This window comes from Micromonospora sp. B11E3, assembly GCF_039871625.1.
In the GTDB taxonomy this organism is placed as follows: Bacteria; Actinomycetota; Actinomycetes; order Mycobacteriales; family Micromonosporaceae; genus Micromonospora.
On the sequence record NZ_JBDPMC010000052.1, the window covers coordinates 17,532 to 40,380 of the forward strand.

General features: G+C 75.6%; 19 protein-coding genes. 9 read left to right on the plus strand and 10 right to left on the minus strand.

All coding sequences use genetic code 11. The features are described 5' to 3' along the window. Positions 1-5 precede the first annotated feature (5 nt). On the minus strand, positions 6-527 hold the full coding sequence (locus ABGB16_RS23020; RefSeq protein ID WP_347670167.1) for a VOC family protein: 522 nt from the start codon (positions 525-527) through the stop codon (positions 6-8). A gap of 50 nt (positions 528-577) precedes the next feature. Between ABGB16_RS23020 and ABGB16_RS23025 the strand changes: the two genes are divergently transcribed. Together ABGB16_RS23025 and ABGB16_RS23030 are read left to right on the plus strand one after the other, a co-directional pair. Then, positions 578-1,036 carry a MarR family transcriptional regulator gene (locus tag ABGB16_RS23025; RefSeq protein WP_347670168.1) on the plus strand — a complete coding sequence of 153 codons (459 nt, stop codon included), beginning with the start codon at positions 578-580 and terminating at the stop codon, positions 1,034-1,036. 60 nt (positions 1,037-1,096) lie between these two features. Further along, complete coding sequence (locus ABGB16_RS23030; RefSeq protein ID WP_347670169.1) at positions 1,097-3,034, plus strand: tetratricopeptide repeat protein; 1,938 nt, start codon at positions 1,097-1,099, stop codon at positions 3,032-3,034. A gap of 17 nt (positions 3,035-3,051) precedes the next feature. Here the strand turns inward: ABGB16_RS23030 and ABGB16_RS23035 are convergent, their stop codons facing one another. Beyond that, entirely contained in the window at positions 3,052-3,678 is a 627-nt protein-coding gene (locus tag ABGB16_RS23035) for an SGNH/GDSL hydrolase family protein (RefSeq protein WP_347670170.1), read from the minus strand. A gap of 225 nt (positions 3,679-3,903) precedes the next feature. Here ABGB16_RS23035 and ABGB16_RS23040 point away from each other — a divergent pair, with 225 nt between their 5' ends. Next, positions 3,904-6,123 (plus strand): ATP-binding domain-containing protein, encoded by a 2,220-nt coding sequence (locus ABGB16_RS23040; protein WP_347670187.1) that lies wholly within the window; start codon positions 3,904-3,906, stop codon positions 6,121-6,123. 45 nt (positions 6,124-6,168) lie between these two features. Here the strand turns inward: ABGB16_RS23040 and ABGB16_RS23045 are convergent, their stop codons facing one another. Then, a complete protein-coding gene (locus ABGB16_RS23045) occupies positions 6,169-6,576 on the minus strand; it encodes a hypothetical protein (RefSeq protein WP_347670171.1) in 408 nt (135 codons plus the stop codon). A 327-nt stretch (positions 6,577-6,903) separates the two neighbouring features. Here ABGB16_RS23045 and ABGB16_RS23050 point away from each other — a divergent pair, with 327 nt between their 5' ends. Beyond that, entirely contained in the window at positions 6,904-7,281 is a 378-nt protein-coding gene (locus tag ABGB16_RS23050) for a hypothetical protein (RefSeq protein ID WP_347670172.1), read from the plus strand. A 78-nt stretch (positions 7,282-7,359) separates the two neighbouring features. Here ABGB16_RS23050 and ABGB16_RS23055 read toward each other — a convergent pair whose 3' ends face one another. Then, positions 7,360-8,328: a sporulation protein gene (locus tag ABGB16_RS23055; protein ID WP_347670173.1), complete on the minus strand. Its 969-nt coding sequence runs from the start codon at positions 8,326-8,328 to the stop codon at positions 7,360-7,362. 160 nt (positions 8,329-8,488) lie between these two features. On the opposite strand from ABGB16_RS23055, the gene ABGB16_RS23060 reads away from it, so the two are divergent. Together ABGB16_RS23060 and ABGB16_RS23065 are read left to right on the plus strand one after the other, a co-directional pair. Continuing rightward, positions 8,489-9,199, plus strand: coding sequence for a VOC family protein (locus ABGB16_RS23060; protein ID WP_347670174.1), 711 nt, complete (start codon positions 8,489-8,491; stop codon positions 9,197-9,199). 142 nt (positions 9,200-9,341) lie between these two features. Next, positions 9,342-10,304 (plus strand): TIGR03557 family F420-dependent LLM class oxidoreductase, encoded by a 963-nt coding sequence (locus ABGB16_RS23065; RefSeq protein ID WP_347670188.1) that lies wholly within the window; start codon positions 9,342-9,344, stop codon positions 10,302-10,304. A gap of 125 nt (positions 10,305-10,429) precedes the next feature. On the opposite strand, the gene ABGB16_RS23070 is transcribed toward ABGB16_RS23065, so the two are convergent. The 5 genes from ABGB16_RS23070 to ABGB16_RS23090 all read right to left on the minus strand — a co-directional run bounded on the left by ABGB16_RS23070 (position 10,430) and on the right by ABGB16_RS23090 (position 15,927). Next, entirely contained in the window at positions 10,430-11,368 is a 939-nt protein-coding gene (locus ABGB16_RS23070) for a hypothetical protein (protein ID WP_347670175.1), read from the minus strand. Positions 11,369-11,415: 47 nt separating this feature from the next. Further along, a complete protein-coding gene (locus ABGB16_RS23075; protein WP_347670176.1) occupies positions 11,416-12,225 on the minus strand; it encodes an endonuclease/exonuclease/phosphatase family protein in 810 nt (269 codons plus the stop codon). Positions 12,226-12,392: 167 nt separating this feature from the next. Next, positions 12,393-13,883, minus strand: a complete 1,491-nt coding sequence (locus ABGB16_RS23080; RefSeq protein ID WP_347670177.1) for a phosphatase PAP2 family protein — start codon at positions 13,881-13,883, stop codon at positions 12,393-12,395. 81 nt (positions 13,884-13,964) lie between these two features. Continuing rightward, entirely contained in the window at positions 13,965-14,942 is a 978-nt protein-coding gene (locus ABGB16_RS23085; protein WP_347670178.1) for a YihY/virulence factor BrkB family protein, read from the minus strand. Further along, positions 14,935-15,927 carry a diacylglycerol kinase family protein gene (locus ABGB16_RS23090; RefSeq protein ID WP_347670179.1) on the minus strand — a complete coding sequence of 331 codons (993 nt, stop codon included), beginning with the start codon at positions 15,925-15,927 and terminating at the stop codon, positions 14,935-14,937. Before ABGB16_RS23090 ends, ABGB16_RS23085 begins: the two co-directional genes overlap by 8 nt. 269 nt (positions 15,928-16,196) lie before the next feature. On the opposite strand from ABGB16_RS23090, the gene ABGB16_RS23095 reads away from it, so the two are divergent. The 3 genes from ABGB16_RS23095 (at position 16,197) to ABGB16_RS23105 (ending at position 20,508) form a co-directional block, all read left to right on the plus strand. Then, on the plus strand, positions 16,197-17,048 hold the full coding sequence (locus tag ABGB16_RS23095; protein WP_347670180.1) for a universal stress protein: 852 nt from the start codon (positions 16,197-16,199) through the stop codon (positions 17,046-17,048). A gap of 124 nt (positions 17,049-17,172) precedes the next feature. After that, entirely contained in the window at positions 17,173-19,590 is a 2,418-nt protein-coding gene (locus ABGB16_RS23100; protein ID WP_347670181.1) for a phosphoketolase family protein, read from the plus strand. Positions 19,591-19,629: 39 nt separating this feature from the next. Continuing rightward, positions 19,630-20,508: a universal stress protein gene (locus ABGB16_RS23105; RefSeq protein WP_347670182.1), complete on the plus strand. Its 879-nt coding sequence runs from the start codon at positions 19,630-19,632 to the stop codon at positions 20,506-20,508. On the opposite strand, the gene ABGB16_RS23110 is transcribed toward ABGB16_RS23105, so the two are convergent. Continuing rightward, positions 20,490-22,808 (minus strand): heavy metal translocating P-type ATPase, encoded by a 2,319-nt coding sequence (locus tag ABGB16_RS23110; RefSeq protein WP_347670183.1) that lies wholly within the window; start codon positions 22,806-22,808, stop codon positions 20,490-20,492. The two genes, ABGB16_RS23105 and ABGB16_RS23110, sit on opposite strands and share 19 nt — an antisense overlap. Positions 22,809-22,849: the final 41 nt, after the last annotated feature.

A 22,849-nucleotide genomic window follows, 5' to 3' on the forward strand; every position in this document is an offset into this window, starting at 1 on the left:
GACGGTCAGGCCGGTACGGAGATTCCGACGCCGCCGCGGGTCTGGCCGCCGTAGCGCTGCCGCTCCCGGTCCAGGTCGAGCCGGCCGATGCGCCTGCGGGCGGCCAGCGCGGCGTCGTCGAGCCGGTCGGCCGGGACCAGCCAGACGATCTCGAACTCCAGCCCGTCCGGGTCCTGCCCGTAGAGACTCTTGGTGGTGCCGTGGTCGGAGCTGCCGACCAGGGCGCCGGCGGCGGCCAGCCGCTCGGCGGTGGCGGCCAGCTCGTCGAGCGTGTCGACCTCCCAGGCCAGGTGGTAGAGGCCCACCGTGGCGCGGCCGGCGGTGGAGCGCCCGGCGCCCCGCCCGATCTCGAACAGGCCGAGGTCGTGGTCGTTGGTGGAGCCGGGAGCCTGGAGGAAGGCGGCGCCCCGGAACCCGTCCGGGGTCATCGGCACGGGGCGGAAGCCGAGCACGTCGCGGTAGAAGGCGACGCTGCGGGCCAGGTCGGCGACGTAGAGGACGGCGTGGTTGAGGCGGTGGATTCCCATGACGTCCACGCTAGCGCGACTTGGTTGAACTCTCAACTACAAGCCCTATGATGGTGGTCATGACCCGCTGGCTGAACGCCGACGAGCAGCGCACCTGGCGCGCGTACCTGACCGCCACCCGCGCGCTCATGGAGACCCTCGACCGCGAGTTGCAGCACGACGCGGGGATGCCCCACGCGTACTACGAGATCCTGGTACGGCTGTCCGAGGCGCCCGGCCGGCGGCTGCGGATGAGCGAGCTGGCCGACGCGACCGGCTCCTCGCGCAGCCGGCTGTCGCACGCCACGGCCCGACTGGAGGCGTCCGGGTGGGTCCGGCGGGAGGCCTGCCCGACCGACCGGCGCGGGCAGGTGGCCGTGCTGACCGACGCCGGCTTCGCCGCGCTGGCCGCCGCCGCACCCGGCCACGTCGAGGGGGTACGCCGGCACCTGTTCGACGCGCTCAGCCCGGCCCAGATCGACCAGCTGCGCCGGATCAGCGAGACCATGGTGGACCACCTGACCGGTTGACGACCGAATCGCGGGCGTCCGGGTCTTGTACATACCGTCGCGGGCCGGCCACGATGGGGCGTGCCCTCCGGCTTCGGTGAACTGACCGTCCAGGCGACCCACCTGGTGTCCGCCGGCGACCTCGCCGGCGCGCAGCAGCTGCTCTCCGACGCGCTGAGCGACGCCGACTCCCGCCCCGACCGCGCCACGCCCGAGCTGGCCGAGGCCGCCGGGCTCCAGGCCCGGGTCCTGGTCGCGCTCGGCGAGCCGCACTCCGCGCGGGGCTGGGCCGCCTTCGCGTACGCGGCGGCGACCCGCCTGCACGGCCGGTCCGACCCGCGTACGGTGACCGCGGCGGCGACGCTCGCGGCGGTGCTGCACCGGGTCGGCAGCTACGCCCGCGCCGCCCGGCTGTACGCCGACGTCATCATCGAGCTGACCGCGTCGGACGGGCCGGAGTCGCCGCGGGTGCTGGCCGCCCACGCCGACCTGGCCACCGTGGAGTACGCCCGGGGGCAGTGCGAGGTGGCCCGGGAGCGCCTGCAGGACGCGTGGGAGCTGCACCGCGAGGTGTACGGCGACGGGCACCCCAGCGGGATCAAGATGCTGGCCCGGCTCGGATCGATGCAGCGCGACTGCGGCGAGTTCGCCGAGGCGCACGACAACCTCGCCCTGGCCCGGGAGCTGTGCCGCCAGCACCTCGCCGCGGACGACCCGCTCGCGGTGCAGGTCGCGGCCCTGGCCCGGGCGGCGGCCAACCCCGCCCACGTCTGCGCCCAGCCCGGCGCCCACGTAGATCAGCACCTGCACCCAGGCCACCAGTTCGGCGGGGCGACCGAGGCGGAGGCGCCAGCCGTACCGCCGGATCGGGAGCCGCCCGTGGTGCCGGCCGCGCGGATGCCCCCGCCCGCCGAGGGGCCGCCGGCGTACCAGCCGACGTGGCCGGCGGACGACGACCCGCACCCGCCCGGGGTTCCCACGCCCCGCCTGCCCCCGGAGGCGCCGGCCCGGCACGCCGCGCCGGCCGAGGACGACGAGTGGCCGCCGCACGCCGCACCGGACGACCCGGCAGCCGGGCAGGACGACGAGGACACCTGGCAGCGGCACGCAGGTCCGGCGTCCGACGACCCAGCACGGGTCGAGGACGACGAGTGGCCGCGGCACGCCGCGCCGTCGGCCGAGGACCCGGTTCCGGACCAGGACGAGGACGCGTGGCTGCGGCGGCACGCCGCGCCGGACGGCCCGGCGCGCGTCGAGGACGAGGACGCGTGGCTGCGCCGGCACGCCGTACCCGATGGCCCGGACGCGGCGGACGAGGGCCGCTGGGTGCCGCGGTCCGGCTGGCCCCCGGAGGGTGCGGTGCCGCCGGCGGTGGTCGGACTGGCCGGCGGGAACGGGCAGCCTGCCGACGGCGAGCGGCCCGGAGCGGGCCCGGCCGGGGGCGGTGCGGAGCCGGCCGGGGTCCGGGCCGTGCGCCCGCCCGCGGCCCCGCCGGAGCCGTCGCGGCTGCTCCCGGTGCTGGTCCCCCGCCCGCCCGCGCCGCCACCGCGCCGGCTCGCCCCGCTCGTGCTGGTCGGCGGCGTGACCGTGGTGGTGCTCGGCACAGCGGCGGTGGTCGCCGGGGTCTCCCGGGTCGACAGCCCGCGCCCCGGGCCCTCGCCGTCGGCGACCGCCCCGCCGGGGCCCGCCCGGTCGGGCTCGACGGCGGGCGCCGGCCCGTCGGGCAGCCCGCAGGCCGCCGCCTCGCCCGGCACCCCGCCCGGCGGGATCACGCTGCGGGACAACCGGGACAACATCGCGCTGAGCTGGACGTACCCGGCCGGCGCGAGCGGACCGGTGGTGATCGCGGGCAGCCCGTCCGGGCAGCAGCCGCGTGCCTTCGAGACCCTGCCGCCGGGCAGCACCAGCTACCTGGTCCACGGGCTGGACCGCGACGACGACTACTGCTTCACCGTCGCCGTGGTCTGGTCGGTGGACAAGGTCGGCCAGACCGGTCAGGTCTGCACCCGCCGCCACTGACCCCGTTCGGCCGGGGGTCAGGCGGCGAGGGCGGCCAGGAAGGCGTCGGCGATGACCGCGTGGCCGGGCAGGCCCGGATGGACCCGGTCGGGCGCCCAGTGGCCGGGCGGGGTGTGCGCCAGCACCCGGTCGAAGGCCGCCTGGGTGGGCACGTGCACGGCCTCGAAGTCCTTGGCGAGGGCGGCGACCACGGCCGCGTACCGGTCGGTCTGCGCGCGCTGCGGCTCGTCGACGTCCGGCTCGACGAGGAACGGGTCGGCGAGCAGCAGCCGGCAGCCCGTCGCGTCCACGGCCCGGCGCAGCAGGACGCGCAGCGTGCGCTCGTACTCGTCGATCGGCACCGCGTCGGCCTCCCGACCGGGGCTGAACGCCCGCCAGATGTCGTTGATGCCGATCATCACGCTGAGCCAGTCCGGGCGCTCGCCGACCGCGTCGGACTCCCAGCGGACCGCCAGGTCCCGGACCGTGTGCCCGCTGATCCCCCGGTTGACCCAGGTCAGCTCCACGCCGGGGTGGCGGGCGGTGACGAACGCGCGGACGAGGCTCACGTAGCCGTCGCCGTACGGGGCGGCGGCGTCGCGCCGGCCGCAGTCGGTGATGCTGTCCCCGATGAAGACGACCCGTTGACCGGTACTCAGCAGCATCGCGCGACCCCATCCCGACCCGGCGGCGTGGCCGGCCCAGATCGCTTGGTGGGAGAGGTCGCCGCGCGGTATCTTGTGCAATTCAGACACAAAAAAGGAACGGCGCAGAAATGCCGTTCCGTATGCAATTCTAATCACTAGGGAGACGGCTTGTCAAGGCACTCGGACGGTCCCGGCGAGCTGCGGCACGACGACGAGATCGGCCACGAGCAGGAGTACGTCTCCATGCTCTACGACCGGCTCGATGGGATGCGGGAGCAGGCCGCCCAGCGGCTCACCACGGAGCTGCGTGCCACCGGCGGCACCCAGCAGGAGCGGTCCCAGCGCGACAGCGCCGTCCGGATGTACGCCGAACAGGTCGAGCAGTACTCGGCGGTGGAGAACGGGCTCTGCTTCGGCCGGCTGGACACCGACGACGGGGCGCGCCGTTACATCGGCCGGCTCGGGATCTTCGACACCGGCGGCGACTACGACCCGCTGCTCATGGACTGGCGGGCCCCGGCCGCCCGGGCCTTCTACCTGGCCACCGCCGCCAACCCGCAGGGCGTACGGCGGCGCCGGCACCTGCGTACCCGGCAGCGGAAGGTGACCGCGGTCAACGACGAGGTGCTCGACCTGGCCACCGCCTCCCCCACCGCGCACGAGGAGCTGACCGGCGAGGCGTCCCTGCTCGCCGCGCTCAACGCCGGCCGGACCGGCCGGATGCGCGACATCGTCGAGACCATCCAGGCCGAGCAGGACCGGATCATCCGCGCCGACCTGCCCGGGGTGCTGGTGGTCCAGGGCGGCCCGGGCACCGGGAAGACGGCCGTCGCGCTGCACCGCGCGGCGTACCTGCTCTACACCCACCGGCGGGAGCTGTCGAGCCGGGGCGTGCTGCTGGTCGGCCCGAACGAGACGTTCCTGCGCTACATCTCGCAGGTGCTCCCGGCGCTGGCCGAGACCGGCGTGCTGCTGCGTACCCAGGGCGACCTCTTCCCCGGAGTGAACGCCCGGCGCGCGGAGCCCGCGGAGGCCGCCGCGCTCAAGGGGCGGGCGGAGCTGGTCGAGGTGCTCGCGGCGGCCGCGCGGGACCGGCAGTGGGTGCCCGACGAGCCGCTGGAGATCGAGGTCGAGCGCGAGGTGCTGCGGCTGGACCCGGAGACCGTGCGGGCGGCCCGGGATCGCGTCCGCCGCGCGGGCCGGCCGCACAACCTGGCCCGCGCCCTGTTCGACATCGAGATCGTGCACGCGCTGGCCGACCAGATCGCCGAGCGGATCGGCGCCGACCCGCTGGGCGGGGAGAACCTGCTCGACGAGGCCGACGTCGCGGAGATCCGCCGGGAGCTGCGCGACGAGCCCGAGGTCCGCGCCGCCCTGGACCAGCTCTGGCCGGTGCTCACCCCACAGCGCCTGCTCGCCGACCTGTACGCCGACCCGGACCGCGTCGCCGCCGCCGCGCCCGGGCTCACCGACGCCGAGCGGGCCCTGCTGCACCGGGAGCCGGGCGGCGGCTGGACCCCCGCCGACGTGCCGCTGCTGGACGAGGCCGCCGAACTGCTCGGCGAGGACGAGCGGGCCGCCGAGGCGCGCCGCGCACGCATCCGGGCCCTGCAGCGCGAGTACGCCGAGGGCGTGCTGGAGATCGCCCGCGGCTCGCGTTCCATCGACGTGGAGGACGAGGCGGACGGCGGCGAGATCCTCGGCGTCACCGACCTGCTGGACGCCGACCGGCTGCTGGAACGCCAGGAGGAGGGCGACCGGCTGACCACCGCCCAGCGGGCCGCCGCCGACCGGCGCTGGGCGTTCGGGCACGTCATCGTCGACGAGGCGCAGGAGCTGTCGCCGATGGCCTGGCGGCTGCTGATGCGCCGGTGCCCGAGCCGGTCGATGACGATCGTCGGGGACGTGGCGCAGACCGGGGCGCTGGCGGGCACCGCCTCCTGGGCGGACGCGCTGGAGCCGTACGTGGCGCAGCGCTGGCGGTTGGAGGAGCTGACCGTCAGCTACCGCACCCCCGCCGAGATCATGGCGGTCGCCGCCGGGGTGCTGGCCGAGATCGACCCGCACCTGCGTCCGCCGCGCTCGGTACGGGAGAGCGGCGTGCCGCCCTGGGAGCGTACGCTCCCGGCCGACCGGCTGGCCGCCGAGCTGACCGACGCCGCGGTGGCCGAGGCCGCCGCGCTGACCGACGGCCGGCTCGGGGTGATCGTGCCGGCGGGGCGGGTCGACGAGTTGGGCGCCGCCGTCGTGGCGGCGCTGCCCGAGGCGGCGATCGGCGAGCACCCCGAGCTGGAGAGCCGGGTGGTGGTGCTCACCGTCGGGCAGGCCAAGGGGCTGGAGTTCGACTCCGTCCTCGTGGCCGACCCGGAGCGGATCGTGGCCGAGTCGCCGCGCGGGCACAGCGACCTGTACGTCGCCCTCACCCGCGCCACCCAGCGCCTCGGGGTGCTGCGGGCCGGCTGAGGCCGGGCGGGTGGACGGCCGGACCGTCCACCCGCCACCGCCGGGTCACTCGTCGGTGAAGTTGCCGACCTGGCTGCCGGTGCTCGACTTGTCGCTCGTGGAGCCGCCCGCCGGGGTGCTCAACCCGCCGGTGGTGGCGTCCCCGGTGGTCGTCGGCGCGACCGTACCCCGGTGCCGCTCCGGCTGCCGGGCCAGCCGCCGGGTGCTCGCCGGGCCGGCCGTGCCGCCGGTCGTGGTGACCGCGCCCTGCCCGCGGGTGGGTCCGCCGTCGCGCAGCGTCCCCTGGTCCACCGGTTGGTGCGCCGGGTCGTACGGGTCCTCCTCCTGGATGACCCGCAGCTCGTCGGTCTGCGGGACGGTGACCTCGTCGAGCGCCCCCTCGCCGTACACGCCGCCGGCGATCCGGTCCTCGGCCTTGCGGGCGGACTCCCGCATCGTGTCGTCCTCACGCACGTCCATCACCTCGCAGGTTCTGTCCGGATCTTCCTGCGTGCCCGAGGTCCGGCCCCGCAAACCCGGGCCGGCGGAACCCTCCGCACGGCAGAGCGACGACCGGACACGCGGAGCAACCGGTGACGGTACGGCCCGGAGGTGATCCGTGGCCGCGTCGTGCGGCGGGACCTGCGCCGACGGCCGACTTCCGGGGCCGGCGGGCGTTACCCCGTCGGCCCCCCGGGTAGACGGGGGGTGCCCCCGCCGGGAACGCGAACCGTGCCGTGGCCGACACGCGGTAGCGGGGCGGGGGCGAGGTAGGACTCATCAAATCCTGAGGAGGACCAGATGAGCACGCAGGCCGCATCCACCAGGCCCATGAACCGGCCGACGGCGCAGGAGGCGCCGAACCGCCCGATCCAGGAGGCACCCACCCGGCCGATGCCGGCGATGCACGACGGGCGCCGGGAGGCGATGCAGGCACCCGGCACGGAGACCAAGCAGGCGCTGAAGACCACCGAGTTCTGGGTCTACGCCGCCTCGGTCGCCGCCGTGCTGATCGCCTCGTACCTGGTCGGCAAGAACTCGGTCGGCGTGGACATCTTCCGCGCACCGCAGGCCTGGTTCTTCATCACCCTGCTGACGATCGGGTACCTGGGCAGCCGGGGCCTGGCCAAGGCGGGGAGCAACTACCGCAGCGCCACCGAGCGCAAGGCCCGGCACTGACCGGGTAACCATCCGCCCCGAGCGGAACGGCGGCCTCCGGGAGCACTCCCGGAGGCCGCCGTCGTACGTCGTCGACCGTTACTCGTCGCCGAAGCCCCAGTCCTCCGCGAAGTCGCCCTCGACGGCGTCCTCGATCATCTCCCCGGCGACCATGCCGCCCACCGCGCCCAGCGCGGCGCCGGCGACGATCCCGCCCATCCCCGGGCCCCGTCCGTGGCCATGCCCGTGCCCGTGGCCGTGACCGCCGAAGCCCTGGGCGCGCAGCTGGCCGTAGCGCCCGGTGGTCTCCCGCAGCCAGCCGTCGACGACCTGCACCCAGTCGACCCGGTCGGCGTCGGCGTGCGCCACCTGGTACCGGCCGAACACGTCGTGGCCGGGGGTGAGGAAGCCGCCCCGCTTGTCGCACTCCAGCACCACGTCGATGCCGCTCTGGCTGGTGACGAGGGTCAGCTCCACCTGGTTGACGCCCTGCGCCGCGTACTGCGGCGCGGCGAAGTACTCGATCTCCTGGTAGAACGGCAGCGTCTGTTGCACGCCGTAGATGCGGCCCCGCTCCAGGTCGGCGCCCTTGAACCGGAAGCCGAGCCGGGCGAAGGCGTCCAGGATGCGCTCGTGCACCGGCAGCGGGTGCACCGCCACCTGGTCGAGGTCGCTCTTGTCGACCGCCCGGGCCACCGCCACCTCGGTCCGCAGCCCCATCGTCATGCCGTGCAGGCGCTGGCCGTAGACGTCGGTGATCGGGGTCTCCCACGGCACCGGCAGCTGGAACGGGATCGACAGCTGCTGTTTCGGGGCCAGCTCGAAGGCGCCGCTGACCGGCATCCGGTGGAACTCCATGATGCCCGCGTACTCGTGGTCGCCGCCCTCGATCTCGACCCGCGTGACCAGGCTGACGGCGATCTGCTCGATGGCGGCCGGGCTGTCCCCGCCGACCAGGTTGACCTGGCCGTCGAGGGTGAGGCCGGGCCGGGTGTTCGGGTTGGCCAGCACGGTGTCCACGCTGGGACCGCCCACGCCGAACGCGCTCAACATCTTCTTGAAGACCATCGTCACTCCCGCTGACGGGGACGCGCGCTCCACCCTGGAACGCCGCCGTTCACGGTCACCCTAACCAGGGCCGCTGTGAAGTGCCTGTGAGGGTGCCGGCGCGTTTCCTCACTGACCGCGTCGTCGACGTCCTGTCGGACCCCTGGTGGAGGATGGTCACATGATCGGAATGCTACGCACCGTGGTGCTCGACGCACCTGACATCAAGACCCTGAGCGCGTTCTATGCCGACCTTGCGGGCTGGACCGAGCGCTACGCCGACGACGAGTGGGTCACCATGGGCACGCCGGACGGCTGGCGCGTCGGCTTCCAGCTCGCCCCCGACCACGTGCCGCCGCGGTGGCCGGACCCGGGCCGTCCGCAGCAGGCGCACCTCGACCTGCGCGTGCCCGATCTGGAGGCGGGCACCGACCGCGCCCTCAGCCTCGGCGCCACGCTGCTGCGGCGCAACGAGACGTGGCACACCCTGGCCGACCCGGCCGGCCACCCGTTCGACCTGTGCCGCAACGCGGGCAACCCGGCCACCACGCTGACGGGCGTCATGCTCGACTGCCCCGACGCGAAGGTGCTCAGCGCGTTCTACGCCGAGCTCCTCGGCAAGCCGGTCACCTACGAGGGCGAGGGCGCGGCCATGATCGGCGAGGACGACGCCCAGCCGCTGATGTTCCAGCAGGTCGCCGACTACCGGCCGCCGCGGTGGCCGGATCCGGCGGCGCCGCAGCAGTTCCACCTCGACGTCACGGTCGACGACGTGGACGCCGTCGAGCCGGCCGTGCTCGGGCTCGGCGCGACCCGGCTGCCCGCCGGCGGCGAGAACTGGCGGGTCTACGCCGACCCGGCCGGCAAACCGTTCTGCCTCTGCTGGGACTGAGGACGTATGCGTGGGCCCGACCGGGCGGCGGCAACCCGCCGGTCGCACCCGGGAGTGGCCGAGCACCGGGAAGCGGAAGGGAGGGATTGACCGGCTCCGACCGGGGTATCCGGGGAGGATCGGGAGGAAGGAGATGCCGCGAATGGTCAACGTCGGCTACACCCTGTTGTGCGAGCAGGCCGGCCCGAAGCAGCTGGTCGACCACGCGGTACGCGCCGAGGCGGCCGGCTTCGACCACCTGGTCGTCTCCGACCACTACAGCCCCTGGCTGGACTCGCAGGGCCACTCCCCGTACGCGTGGTCGGTGCTCGGCGCCGTCGCCCACGCCACCGGCCGGGCCGGGCTCATGTCGTTCGTGACCTGCCCGATCCGCCGTTACCACCCGGCCGTGGTGGCGCAGAAGGCCAGCACCGTCGGGGTCCTCTCCGACGGCCGGTTCACCCTGGGGCTCGGCGCCGGGGAGAACCTGAACGAGCACGTCGTCGGCGGCTGGCCGCACGTGGAGCAGCGGCACGAGATGTTCGAGGAGGCGTTGCAGATCATCCGGCCGCTGCTGGCCGGCGAGACGCTGACCTTTTCCGGCAACCACTTCGACGTGCCGGACGCGTACGTCTGGGACCGGCCGGACCGGCCCGTGCCGATGGCCGTCGCCGCCTCCGGCCCGCAGTCGGCGGCCCTCGCCGCCGAGTACGCCGACGGCGTCATCGCCACCGAGCCGGACCCGCACCTCGTGCAGCTGTACGAGGACGCGGGCGGCGCCGGCCGGCCCCGGTACGGGCAGGTCGCCATCTGCTACGGCCCGGACGAGGCGGAGTGCCGCAAGATCGTGCACGACCAGTTCCGCTGGTTCGGACTGGGCTGGAAGGTCAACGCCGACCTGCCGGGGCCGGACTCGTTCGCCGCCGCCACCCAGTTCGTCCGCGAGGAGGACGCGGCCCAGGGCGTTCCCTGCGGCCCGGACGTCGACCGGCACGTCGAGGCGTTCAAGAAGTTCGTCGACGCCGGCTTCACCCACGTGGCGCTCCTCCAGGTCGGCGGGGACGGCCAGCCGATGTTCCTCGACTGGGCCCAGGAGGAGCTCCTCCCCCGCCTCCGCGCCCTCTGACCCGCCCGCCCCGCCCCTCGCCCCTCACCCGCTCGCGCCTCCGCGATCTTGCACTTTTGGCCCCCGATACGGGCGTTTCACCCCGTTCGTGGGCGGGGTGGGTGGGCCGGATGGGTGGGGGCGGGTCAGCGCCGGAGGGAGAGGGCGGCGAGGAGGTCGCGGGTGGTGCGGCGGGCCGGGGCGAGGACCGAGTCGCGCAGCCAGCGGGCGGCCGGGGTGACCGTGGCCCGCCAGGCCGCGCCCACCGCCCGGCCGACGGGCACGACCGTGTGCCGCCACACCCAGCGGACCGCCCTGCCCGCCGGCACGACCGTGTGCCGCCACACCCAGCGCAGCGCGCGGCCGAGCGGGACCACGGCATACCGCCACAACCCTCGGGCCGCCCCGACAAGGAGGGCGACCGCGCCGCGCCAGAGCCGGCGCAGCACGAGGCGGTACGCCAACCCGAGGACGCGGCCGGCGAGCCGCCAGGCGTACGCGAGGGCGCCGGCCACCAGCCGGACGAGCCACCACAGGCCGCGCCCGACGGCGGCCAGCAGCGGGGCGACCACCCGCCACAGCCAGCGCGCCGGACGTACCAGCAGATGCTGGACCAGCCAGGCGAGCGGGACGCCGAGGGCGCGCAGCGCCCACGCGACCGCGCGCCCGAGCCGGCGCAGCGCCGGCCACACCACCGCCCGGACCAGCCAGGCCAGCGGACGCCAGAGCAGGTGCACGGCCAGCCAGACCAGTGGGCGCCACAGCAGGTGCACGGCCAGCCACACCAGTGGGCGCCACAGCAGGTGCACGGCCAGCCACACCAGTGGGCGCCACAGCAGGTGCACCGCCACCCAGGCCAGTGGGACCCACAGCACCCGGTGCAGGAACCAGGCGAGCGGGCGTAGCACCCAGTCGCGCAGGGCCCGGCCGAGCGGGCCGAGCACCCGGCGGCCCAGCCACCGGGCGGTCACCACCAGCAGCTCCCAGAGCAGCCGTACAGGCAGCACCACGACCAGGGCGACGCCCCAAGCAACCGCGGCGACCAACGGGGACGGCTCGGGTTGCCGGGCAGGAGTACCGCTCACGGGCCGACGGTAGCGGGAGGCGCCGACAGCACCGCGGCCGGCTGCGGTCAGGCCGGGCGCACGTCGAACTCGGCGAGCACCGGATAGTGGTCGGAGGCCCACTCGGTCTCGCCGCCCCGAAGCACGGCGCGGGAGCGGGCCAGCCGGGCCAGCGCCGGGGTGGCGAACAGGTAGTCCAGGCGCATGCCGGAGAACTCCGCGCCGCCGCCGTGCCGGGTGGGCGCGGTCAGCCCCTCGTCGGGCGGGTCGCCGGGGGCGGACGCGTACAGGTCGACCAGGCCGGCGGCGGCGAGCCGGGTGACGGCGCGGGTGTCCGGCGTGCGGCCGTCCCGGCGCAGGTGACGACGCCGGTACGCGGGCGGCAGCCGGGCGATCCGCGCGGTGTGGTCGCTGTCCGGGTCGAGGGTGTTCAGGTCGCCGGCCAGCAGCGCCAGCGGCCCGGGCGACCGGCGTACGGCGGCGGCCAGCCAGCCCGCCTCGACCCGGCGGCGCAGCCCGCGGTACGGGTCCAGGTGGGCGGCGAGCACGGTGAGCGGCCCCGCGTCGGTGGCCACCGTCACCCGCTGGGCGGCGTGGTGGAACGGACGGCGCACCGGCCCCGCCGTGAGCACCCGCAGCGGCGGGCGGACGAGCACGGCGACCGGCTGGCCGAACCAGGACCGGGCCAGGTACGGGCGCATGCCCAGCCCGGCGGCGAAGTCGGCCAGCACGGACCCCGCGTCGAAGCCGCGCAGTTCCTGCGCGGCGAGCAGGTCCGGCCGGTGCGCGGCGACGACCCGGGCCACCAGGTCCAGCCGGCCGGGCCCCGCCCGGTCCCGGCCGCCGGTCCTGATGTTCCAGGTCATCACCCGCAGCACGGCAGGCTCCGGTTCGTCGGCCGCGGCACGGCACGCTCGCGGGTCGGGAGGCGGCGCACGGCGGCACGCTCGCGGGTCGGGAGGCGGCGCACGGCGGCACGCTCGCGGGTCGGGAGGCGGCGCACGGCGGCACGCTCGCGGGTCGGAAGACTGCGCACGGCGGTCGGTCAGTCCGGCCGGGCGGCCTTGGCCAGCTCGTCGTCCAGCTCGGCCACCTGCTCGGACTCGATCGCCGGCCGGTTGCCCGCGCGCACGTCGGCGTTCGGTCGGAGGATCCAGTACAGCAGCCCGAGCCACAGGGCGCCGAGCAGGATCGCGCCCATGAAGTCGGTCGGGTGGTGCATGCCCCGGTACATCCGGGAGGTGGCCACGCCGACCGGCATGATCACGGCCAGCGCCACGAACAGCCAGCGCCACCAGCGGTCCGTACGCGGGAACACCAGCAGCGCGATCGCGCTCCAGAGGCAGATGGTGGCGGCGATGTGGCCGGACGGGAAGGACGAGGTGGGCATGTGCCCGTCCAGGTTCTCCACCGGCGGGCGCGGCCGGTCGACCGCGCGGGCGGAGGCGAGGAAGAGGGTCAGCTCGCCGAACATCGCCAGCACCACGAACAGCACCGGCCGCCAGCGTCGCCACACCGCGAGCACGAGCGGGCAGAAGACGAGCGAGACGAGCAGGATGGCGTGGGTGTCGCCGAACTTGCTCCACCACCAGCTCAGCTCGGTGAGCGTGGCGGTGTGCCGTTCGGCGAACCAGCGGGGGACGGCGGTGTCCAGGGCGTCGAACACGGTGCCCTCGGCGTACCGGCTGACGTAGACGCCGAAGGCGTACAGGGCGCCGAAGACGAGGACCCAGCCGACCAGCAGCTCGGCGACGGCGGAGCGCGGGTGCTCCAGGACGTGCTCCTCGGCCGGGGCCGGGGCGATCTCGTGCCCCGCCTCCGGCTCCAGGCCCTCGGTCAGCGGGGGCACCGGCCGGCCGCGCTCGCGCCGCCACAGCCGGAAGGCGTACGCGGTGACGCCCAGCCACGCCGCGCCGAGCAGCCAGCCGCCGACCACGTCGGAGACGAAGTGCACGCCCAGCGCGATCCGGGTCAGCCCGACCACCGCCACCAGCACCGCGACCAGGGCGATCGCCGGCCTGCGCCAGCGGGGCGCCATGGCCGGCAGGAACACCAGCAGCAGGGCCCCGTACGCGACGAACGAGCCGAGGGCGTGCCCGCTGGGGAAGCTGTTGCCGGGGGCGCTCGCGACCGGCACGTCCACGACCGGGCGGAGCCGGCCGACGAGGGTCTTCAGCGACGGGTCGAGGATCAGCCCGCCGGCCCCGGCGACGATGAGGTAGACCGCGAGCCGGGCCTGCCGCCGGATCAGCAGCCCGACGACGGCGACGCTGACCAGCCAGATCAGCACGGGCCGGCCGCCCAGGTCGGTGACCGCCTGCAGGACGGTGACCAGGGCGTGGTGCGGCGCGACGAGGGCGTTGAACCACGCGGCGGCCTCGCGGTCGGCGTGGTAGAGCGGGCTCCAGTGGAACCGGACGAGCATCAGCAGCAGGCCGAACCCGGCTCCGGTGCCGGCGACGGCCAGCAGCCCGGCGACGCTCCGCTCGGCGAAGTGGCCGAGTGGGCGACGCGCCACCTCCTTGACCGCGGTCACCCCGCACCTCCCTTGTCTCCCCTGGCGAGGCGCTTTACCCGATCGGGTTCTCGCCTACACGCCGGGGCGTCCGGGGGCGGGTCAGTGACTCTCGGCGCGCTCCGCCTCGGGCTGCCACAGGTCCGGCTCGGCCGGCTCGGGCACGCCGATCCGCATCGCCTCCAGCTGGGCGGCGAACGCCAGCCCACCGAAGAGCGCCATCCCGGTGAGGTTGGCCCACAGCAGCAGCGCCATCATCCCGGTCAGCGCGCCGTACGTCTGCCCGAAGCCGTCGCTGAACCGCACGTACCCGGCGAGCAGCACGCTGGCCAGCCACCACAGCACGGTCGCGATGCCGGCGCCGAACAGCAGCCAGGACAGGCCGGGCTGCCGGCGCCGCGGGGCGTGCCGGAACAGCAGCGCCACGGCGAGGACGGTCAGCCCGAGGCTCAGCGGCCAGCGGACGACGTCCCACAGGCCCTGGGCGGTCCCGCCCCACGCGTAGTGCCGCCGTACCGAGTCGCCCATGGCGCCGCCGCCGACCAGGATCAGGAACCCGGCCAGCGCCGGTACGCCGGCGGTCAGCGCAAGCACGGTGGCGCGCAGGTACTTCCACAGCGCCGCACGGTCGCGCTCCACCCCGTAGATGCGGTTCGCGCCCCGCTCGATCTGGGCCATCGTCATGGTCAGCGCGACCAGGCCGGTCAGCAGGCCCAGGGTCAGCGCCAGCTCACCGGCGTCCTCGGTGCGCTCGCTGTCGACGAGCAGCTCCTGCACCACCTGCTCGCTCTGGCCGGGCGTGAGGGCGAGCACGGTGTCGGCGACCACCCGGCCGCCCTCGTCCGCGCCGAGGTCGGTGATCAGGCCGGTGAACGCGATCATGAACGGCACGACGGCGAGGCAGAGCTGGAACGCGAACGCCCGGGCGTGGCTGAACCCGTCGCCGTAGCGGAACCGGATGAAGGCGTCCCGCAGCAGGCACCAGCCGCCCTTCCGGCGCAGGGTGCGCCAGGCGTCGTCCGCGGACAACTCCTCGTCGGACATCAGCCGCGTCTCGGGGACCATCCTGGTGCTACTCACGGCGGGCCTCCTCGACGAGTTCCTCGCCCCGCTCCCCGACGGCGTCCGCGTCGACGGTGAGGTCGCGTGCCTCCTCCGGCTGCGGCACGCACAGCCAGAGCGCGCGCGGGCGGATCTCGGCCCGGAGCTGCCGGCCCGGCTCGATCAGGTCGCCGTCGAGCTCCCGCGGCTGGGGCCGGTTGCTGGTGACCCGCACCCGCCGGCAGCGGAAGACCTCCATCCGGGGCACGCTGCCGCGGCGGCGCACCAGCGCCCACGCCATGGCCAGCCAGTGCCGCAGCGTACGCGGGGTGAGCACGGCGACATCGAGCCACCCGTCGTCCGGCTCGGCGTCGGTGAGCAGGGTGACCCCGCCCTGGAGCCGGCCGACGTTGGCGACCAGCACCGAGCGGGCCCGGCGGCGCAGCGGCGGCCGGTCGTCGAGGCGGATGCTCACCCGCATCGGCCGGTCCCGCAGGTGCCGCGCGGCCCCCATCACGTACGCGGGCCAGCCGATCCGCGCCTTGGTGGCCTCGGAGGTGTCGGCGAGCATCTGCGCGTCGAAGCCCATGCCGGCCATGACGGTGAAGTATTGGTCCTCGACGGCGCCGACATCGAGCTGCCGGCGCCCCCGCTCCACGGCCACCTCCAGCCCGGCGGCCAGGTCGTGGGAGAGGCCGAGGTTGGCGGCCAACAGGTTGCCGGTGCCCTGCGGCAGCACGGCGAGCGCCACGTCGGTGCCCACGAGCCCGCCGACGCAGGCCATCACGGTGCCGTCGCCGCCGCAGGCGAAGACGACCTCGACGCCGGCCTCGACCGCCGCGCGGGTCTGGCCCCGCCCCGGGTCCTCGGGGGTGGTCTCGAACCACAGTGGCTCGGGCCAGCCGGCGGCGGCGAGGGCGCCGTCCACGGTCTTCCGCAGCTCGGCGAGATCGGCCACCTTCACCGGGTTCACCACCACCGCCGAGCGCGGCCCGCCCGGTCGCCCGTGCTGCTCACCGTCCACGGCGTCAGTGTGCAGTACGGGCGACCGGGCGGCGACTCGACGAAGGGTGAGGTTGCGCGCACCGGAAACAGGTTTGGCGGCCGCCTCCGCCGGGCAGCGGCGGGCCGGGCACAGCCGCCACGGCGTCCCGCCGGCCGACGCGACGCCGCCCGGCCGGCCGAAGTCGACGGCGGGCGTGGTGCCATCCCACCCCCGCCGGCCCACCGAGCCGACTACGCTCGGTGAGGATAGTTGGTCGGGCCGTACACGGGGCCGGGAGGTGAGGCCGCATGCCGGCACCCGCCGACGCGCCGGTGGTGGCCGCGGTCGGCCCGTCGGAGCAGGCGCTGCAGGTCGTCCGGCTGGCCGCCCGCGAGGCCGCCGACCACGGCCGGCCGCTACGCCTGCTGCACGCCTTCAACTGGGCGGCGGCGCCGCAGGCGTCCCCCGGCGCCGCCCCGCACGTGGAGGCGAAGCACCTGCTGCAGCGGGCCACCGCGGTCGCCGACGAGGTCGAGCCGGCGGTGCCGGTGGGCAGCGAGCTCGTCGAGGGCGCGGCGGTGGCGGCGCTGGTCCGCCGCTCCGAGACCGCGTTCCTGGTCGCGATCGGCGCGGGCGGGATGCGCTGCACCGACTGCGTCCCGGCCGACGCGCCCGCCGTGCAGCTCGCCGCCCAGGCCGGCTGCCCGGTGCTGGTGGTCCGCCCCGAGCCGCCGCCGAAGGGCCCGGTGCTGGTCGGCGTCGACGGCTCGGCCAGCTCCCGCGTCGCCCTGGAGTTCGCGTTCGACTGCGCCGCCCGCCGGTCCGCCCCGCTGCTCGCCGTCCGGGTCACCGAGCCGGCCCCCGGCGGGGCCGCCACCCGCGACGCCGACGCCGAGGCGCGCGCCGAACTGGAAGAGGCGGTGGGCCGCTGCGGGCGCCGGCACCCGACGGTGCGGGCCGAGTGCCGCACGCTCGCCGGGGAGCCGGACCGGGTCCTGGTGGACCAGTCCCGCGCGGCGCAGCTCGCGATCGTCGCCTCCCGGGGCGAGGATCCCCTGCGCGGGATGCTCGGCGAGGTCAGCCAGTCGATGCTCTACCACTCCCCCGCCCCGGTCATCGTCGTCCGTGGACTGACCACCACCGCCGTGGACGGGCCGTGACGCCCGGCGCACCCGGGACCAACGGCCCTGCCCGCCCCTCGACGCGGCGGCGAGGCTGGACGTGCCCGTCAGCAGACGGGCCACCGGATGCGACCTTCCCCGACCTGCGAGAGGCTCAGACAGCATGGACACCGCTGTAGACCTGCACGGTCCCCTGACCGAGGACGAGTTGCGCCGGCTGGACGCGTACTGGCGGGCGGCCAACTACCTGACCGTCGGGCAGATCTACCTGCTCGACAACCCGCTGCTGCGTGAGCCGCTGCGGCCCGAGCACGTCAAGCCCCGGCTGCTCGGCCACTGGGGCACCGGCCCCGGGCTGAACCTGCTCTACGCGCACCTCAACCGGGTCATCGCCCGCCGCGGGCAGTCGACCATCTTCGTCACCGGTCCCGGGCACGGCGGCCCGGCCGTGGTGGCGAACACCTGGCTGGAGGGCACGTACAGCGAGCTGTACCACTCGGTGAGCCGGGACGAGACGGGCATGGCCCGGCTGTTCCGCCAGTTCTCCTTCCCCGGCGGCATTCCCAGCCACGTCGCGCCGGAGGTGCCGGGCTCGATCCACGAGGGCGGCGAACTGGGGTACGCGCTGAGCCACGCGTACGGCGCCGCGTTCGACAACCCGGACCTGCTGGTCGCCTGCGTGATCGGCGACGGCGAGGCGGAGACCGGGCCGCTGGCGGGGAGTTGGCTGTCCAACGTGTTCCTCAATCCGGCCCGCGACGGGGCGGTGCTGCCGATCCTGCACCTCAACGGCTACAAGATCGCCGGCCCGACGGTGCTGTCCCGGATCCCCACCGACGACCTGCTCGGCCTCATGCGCGGCTACGGCCACCGGCCGTACCTCGTCGAGGGCGACGACCCCGCGACCGTGCACCAGTCGCTGGCCGCCACCCTCGACACGGTGCTCGACGAGATCGCCGGCATCCAGCGCCGGGCCCGCGCCGGCGGCGCCGTCGAGCGCCCCCGCTGGCCGATGATCATCCTGCGTACGCCGAAGGGCTGGACCGGCCCGCGCGAGATCGACGGCAGGCCGGTGGAGGGCACGTGGCGCGCCCACCAGGTGCCGGTCGACGGCGTACGCGACGACCCGGAGCACCTGGCCGAGCTGGAGCGTTGGCTGCGTGGCTACCGTCCGGAGGAGCTGTTCGACGCCACCGGCGCGCCGGTCGCCGAGCTGACCGCGCTGCCGCCGAAGGGCGACCTGCGGATGAGCGCGAACCCGGTGGCCAACGGCGGCCGGGTGCTGCGCGACCTGGACCTGCCCGACTTCCGCGGGTACGCCGTCGACGTCCCGCAGCCGGGCGAACCCGTGGCGGGCGCCACCGGCGTGCTCGGCCCCTGGGTACGGGACGTGATCGCCGCGAACCCGCAGACGTTCCGCCTCTTCGGCCCCGACGAGGTCGCCTCCAACCGTCTCGGCGCCGCCTTCGAGGTCACCGACCGGGCGTTCGTCGCCGGCACCGTGCCCGGCGACGACCACCTCTCGCCCGACGGCCGGGTGATGGAGGTGCTCTCCGAACACCTGTGCCAGGGCTGGCTGGAGGGCTACCTGCTGACCGGCCGGCACGGCATCTTCACCAGCTACGAGGCGTTCATCCACATCGTCGACTCGATGGTCAACCAGCACGCCAAGTGGCTGAAGGTCACCCGGGGCATCCCCTGGCGGCAGCCGCTGGCCTCGCTGAACTACCTGTTGTCCAGCCACGTCTGGCGGCAGGACCACAACGGCTTCTCCCACCAGGACCCGGGCTTCATCGACCACGTGGTGAACAAGAAGGCCGAGGTGGTGCGGGTCTACCTGCCGCCGGACGGCAACACCCTGCTCGCCACCATGGACCACTGCCTGCGCAGCCGCCACTACATCAACGTGGTGGTGGCCGGCAAGCAGCCCGCGCCGAACTGGCTGACCCTGGACGAGGCGATCCAGCACTGCCGCCGCGGCCTGGGCATCTGGGACTGGGCCAGCACCGACGACGGCAACGAGCCCGACGTCGTGCTCGCCTGCGCCGGGGACGTGCCGACGCTGGAGACCCTCGCCGCCGCCGACCTGCTGCGCCGGCACCTGCCGGAGCTGAAGGTGCGGGTGGTCAACGTGGTCGACCTGATGCGGTTGCAGCCGCCGTCGGAGCACCCCCACGGCCTGCCGGACCGCGAGTTCGACACCATCTTCACCCGCGACCGGCCGGTCATCTTCGCGTACCACGGCTATCCCTGGCTGATCCACCGGCTGAGCTACCGCCGCACCAACCACCCCAACCTGCACGTGCGCGGGTACCGGGAGGAGGGCACCACCACCACGCCGTTCGACATGGTGATGCTCAACGACCTGGACCGCTTCCACCTGGTCATCGACGTGATCGACCGGGTGCCCGGGCTGTCCCCCCGCGCCGCCCACCTGCGGCAGGAGATGGTCGACGCCCGGGCGGCCTGCCGGGATCACACCCGCCGCTTCGGCGAGGACGACCCCCGGGTCGCGGAGTGGCGCTGGATCCGCGAGACCGAGCCCGAGCTGCGGAGCGGTACCGGTGAGCGCGAGGAGTGAGCTTGCGAGCCCCGCAGTCGCGAACGAAAGGCAGGCCCAGTGACGAGCGACGAGATCCTCGTCGGCTACGACGCGAGCCCCGACGCCGCGGTCGCCCTGGACTGGGCCCTCGACGAGGCGGAGCGCGGCGGCCGGCCGATCCACCTGGCGTACGTGTTCGAGTGGCTGACGGTCGCCGGGTGGGTCGGGCCGGGGGTGGCCCCGGGGATCTGGCCGGACGAGAACGCCCGGCGGCAGGTCGAGGAGCTGGTCCGGCGCGCCGCCGCCGACGCCGCCGCCCGCCGCCCGGGCGTGACCGTGCGGGGCGAGGTGTACGACGGCCCGCCGGTGCTGGTGCTCCAGGAACGCTCGGCCGAGGTCGCCCTGCTGGTGCTCGGCAGCCGGGGCCACGGCGGCTTCGCCGGCCTGCTCGTCGGCTCGACCGCGGTGGCGGTGGCCGCGCACGCCCACTGCCCCGTGGTGGTGGTCCGCGACGACGGCACCGCCACGGCCCGGTCCGGGCCGGTCGTGGTCGGCGTCGACGGCTCGGACGCCGCCCTGCTGGCCCTCGGCTTCGCCGTGGAGCGGGCCGCGGGGTACGGGGTGCCCCTGCGGGTGCTGCGGGCCTGGGAGCCGGCGGCCGAGGGCGGCGCCGACCCGGACGCGGCGACGGCGGCCGAACGGGCGGCCCTCGACGGGCCGCTGGCCCGGTGGCGGGAGGCGTTCCCGCACCTGGAAATCGCCGCCGAGGCGGTGCCGGGCCGCCCGGCGGCCGTCCTGATGGAGGCCAGCCGTGACGCCCGACTGGTGGTGGTCGGCAGCCGCGGCCGGGGCGGGCTGCGCGGCATGCTGCTCGGCTCGGTCGGCCAGCAGCTCATCCAGCACGCCCGCTGCCCGGTGGCGGTCGTCCGCGAGCTGCCTCACTCGCGCAGCGAGTAGTAGTCCTCCTCTTCCTGGGCCAGGTGCAGGCGCAGCACGGCGTCCAGGCCGTACAGGGCGGCGAGCAGGTCGGGAACCTGGTCCGGGCGCAGCGGCGCGGAGCCGGCCTGGGCGAGGTGCCCGCCGATCCGGTCGACCAGCCGGCGGATCTCCACATGACCCCGGCTCATCGTCGAGGTGGCGTCGGCGCTGCCCAGCGGCCCGGCCAGCGCCGGGTAGAGGTGCCGTTCCTCGGCCGCCTCGTGCGGCAGCACCCGCTCGGCGAGCCGCCGGTGGGTCTCGTGCAGGGCGGGCAGGCAGTTTGGCGAGTCGGGGCGGGTGGCGATCAGGTCGGCGGTGTCCCGCAGGCCGGCCAGCACGTCCCGGACACCGCCGTGCTCGCCCGCGTACCGCTCCAGCAGCTCCCGGGTGGCCGGCGGGACCTGCCGGCGGCGCAGCCCGCCGCGCAGCGCCCGCAGCGCGTTGACGATCACCACCACGTCGATGCCCTCCTGCAGGAAGGCGCCGGCCACCGGGGGCAGCTTCCCGGCAGCGGCGAAGCCCATCGCCACCACGGCCAGCCCCATCCCGGCCACGGCGCTCTGGGCGGCGATCCGGCGGGCGTACCGGGCGATCTCCACGGCGTCGGCGAGCCGGTCGAGGCGGTCGACGGTGAGCACCGCGTCGGCGACGTCGGCGGACGCGGTCGCCCCCGTCGCCCCCATCGCCACCCCGACGTGCGCCTCCGCCAGCGCCGGGGCGTCGTTCACCCCGTCGCCGACCATCACGGTGACCGCCCGGCGGGACTCGTCGCGGACCCGCGCCACCTTCTCCGCCGGCGCGCACCGGGCCAGCAAGTCGTCCACGCCGACGGCCCGGGCCACCTGCTCCGCGGTGGCCGGCCGGTCGCCGGTGACCATCACCAGCCGGGTCAGCCCGGCCTCGCGCAGCCGTCGGACGGTCCGGCGGGCGTCGGGGCGTACCGGGTCCTCCAGCAGGATCGCCCCGAGCGGGCCCCGCCCGTCGGCGACCCACACCACCGACCGGCCGGCCAGCTCGGCCCGGTCCCGGGCCCGCTCCGCCCACTCCGGCAGTTCCCCGGCGAACTGGCCGACCCGGACCAGCCGCCCGTCGACCCGGCCGGTGACGCCGCGCCCCGGCTCCTCGGTCACGTCGGTCGGCTCGCCCAGCGCCAGGCCCCGCTCCCGGGCCTGCCCGACCAGGGCGGCGGCCAGCACGTGCGGGGACAGCTGCTCCACCGACGCGGCCAGCCGCAGCACCTCGTCCCGGTCCCCACCGGGGGCGACGACGGTCTCGGCGGCGCGCGGCCGGCCGGCGGTGAGCGTGCCGGTCTTGTCGACCAGCAGGGTGCGGGCCCGGCCGAGCAGCTCCAGGGAGCCGCCGTCGCGGACCAGCACCCCGCGCCGGGCCACCCGGGACAACCCGGAGACGACCGCGATCGGGGTGGCCAGCAGCAGCGGGCAGGGGGTGGCCACCACCAGCACCGCCACCGCCCGCACGAACTGACCGGACAGCGCCCAGGCGAGGCCGGCAAGCGCCAGGGTGAACGGGACGAACGCGGCGGCGTACCGGTCGGCCAGCCGGACCATCGGCGCCTTGCGCGCGGTCGCCTGCTCGGCGAGCCGGACGATGCCCGCGTACGTGCTCTCCGCCGCGTTGCTCGTCGCGCGCAGCCCGAAGCCGGCCCCGGCGTTGACCACGCCGCTGGCCACCGGCTCCCCGGCCGCCCGCTGGACGAGCCGGGACTCGCCGGTGACCGCCGACTCGTCCAGGGTGGCCGCCTCCTCGAGGGTGCCGTCGACCGGCACCACGTCGCCGGGGCCGACCAGCAGCCGCTCACCGACCGCGACCCGGTCCAGCGGCACCGTCTCGATGCCGCCGTCCGCGCGGCGTCGCCGCGCCGAGCGCGGGGCCCGTTCCAGCAGGGCGCGCAGGTCGCGGGTCGCGCGCCGCTGGGCGTACGCCTCCAGCGACCGGCCGGTGCTCGCCATCACCGCGACCACGGCGCCGGCCAGGTACTCGCCGACGGCCAGCGCCCCGGCCAGCGCCAGGACGGCGATCACGTCCACCCCGAACTGGCGGCGCCACAGCCGGCGCAGCACCGACCAGGCGGCCGGGACCAGCGCGGCCAGGGTGCCCGCCGCCCAGACGGCGTCCGCCGCGGTGCGCCGCCCGGCGAGCCACAGCCCCGCCCCCGCCAGCACCAGCACGGTCAGCGCGGTCAGCGGCCCCCACTCCCGTCCGCGCGCCCAGCGCCGCCGCACCGGCCGCTCCGGCAGGCACTCCGGCTGCGTCCCCACGCGCGGATCCTTTCAACGTCGGCGAGGGCCGGCGGGGCAAC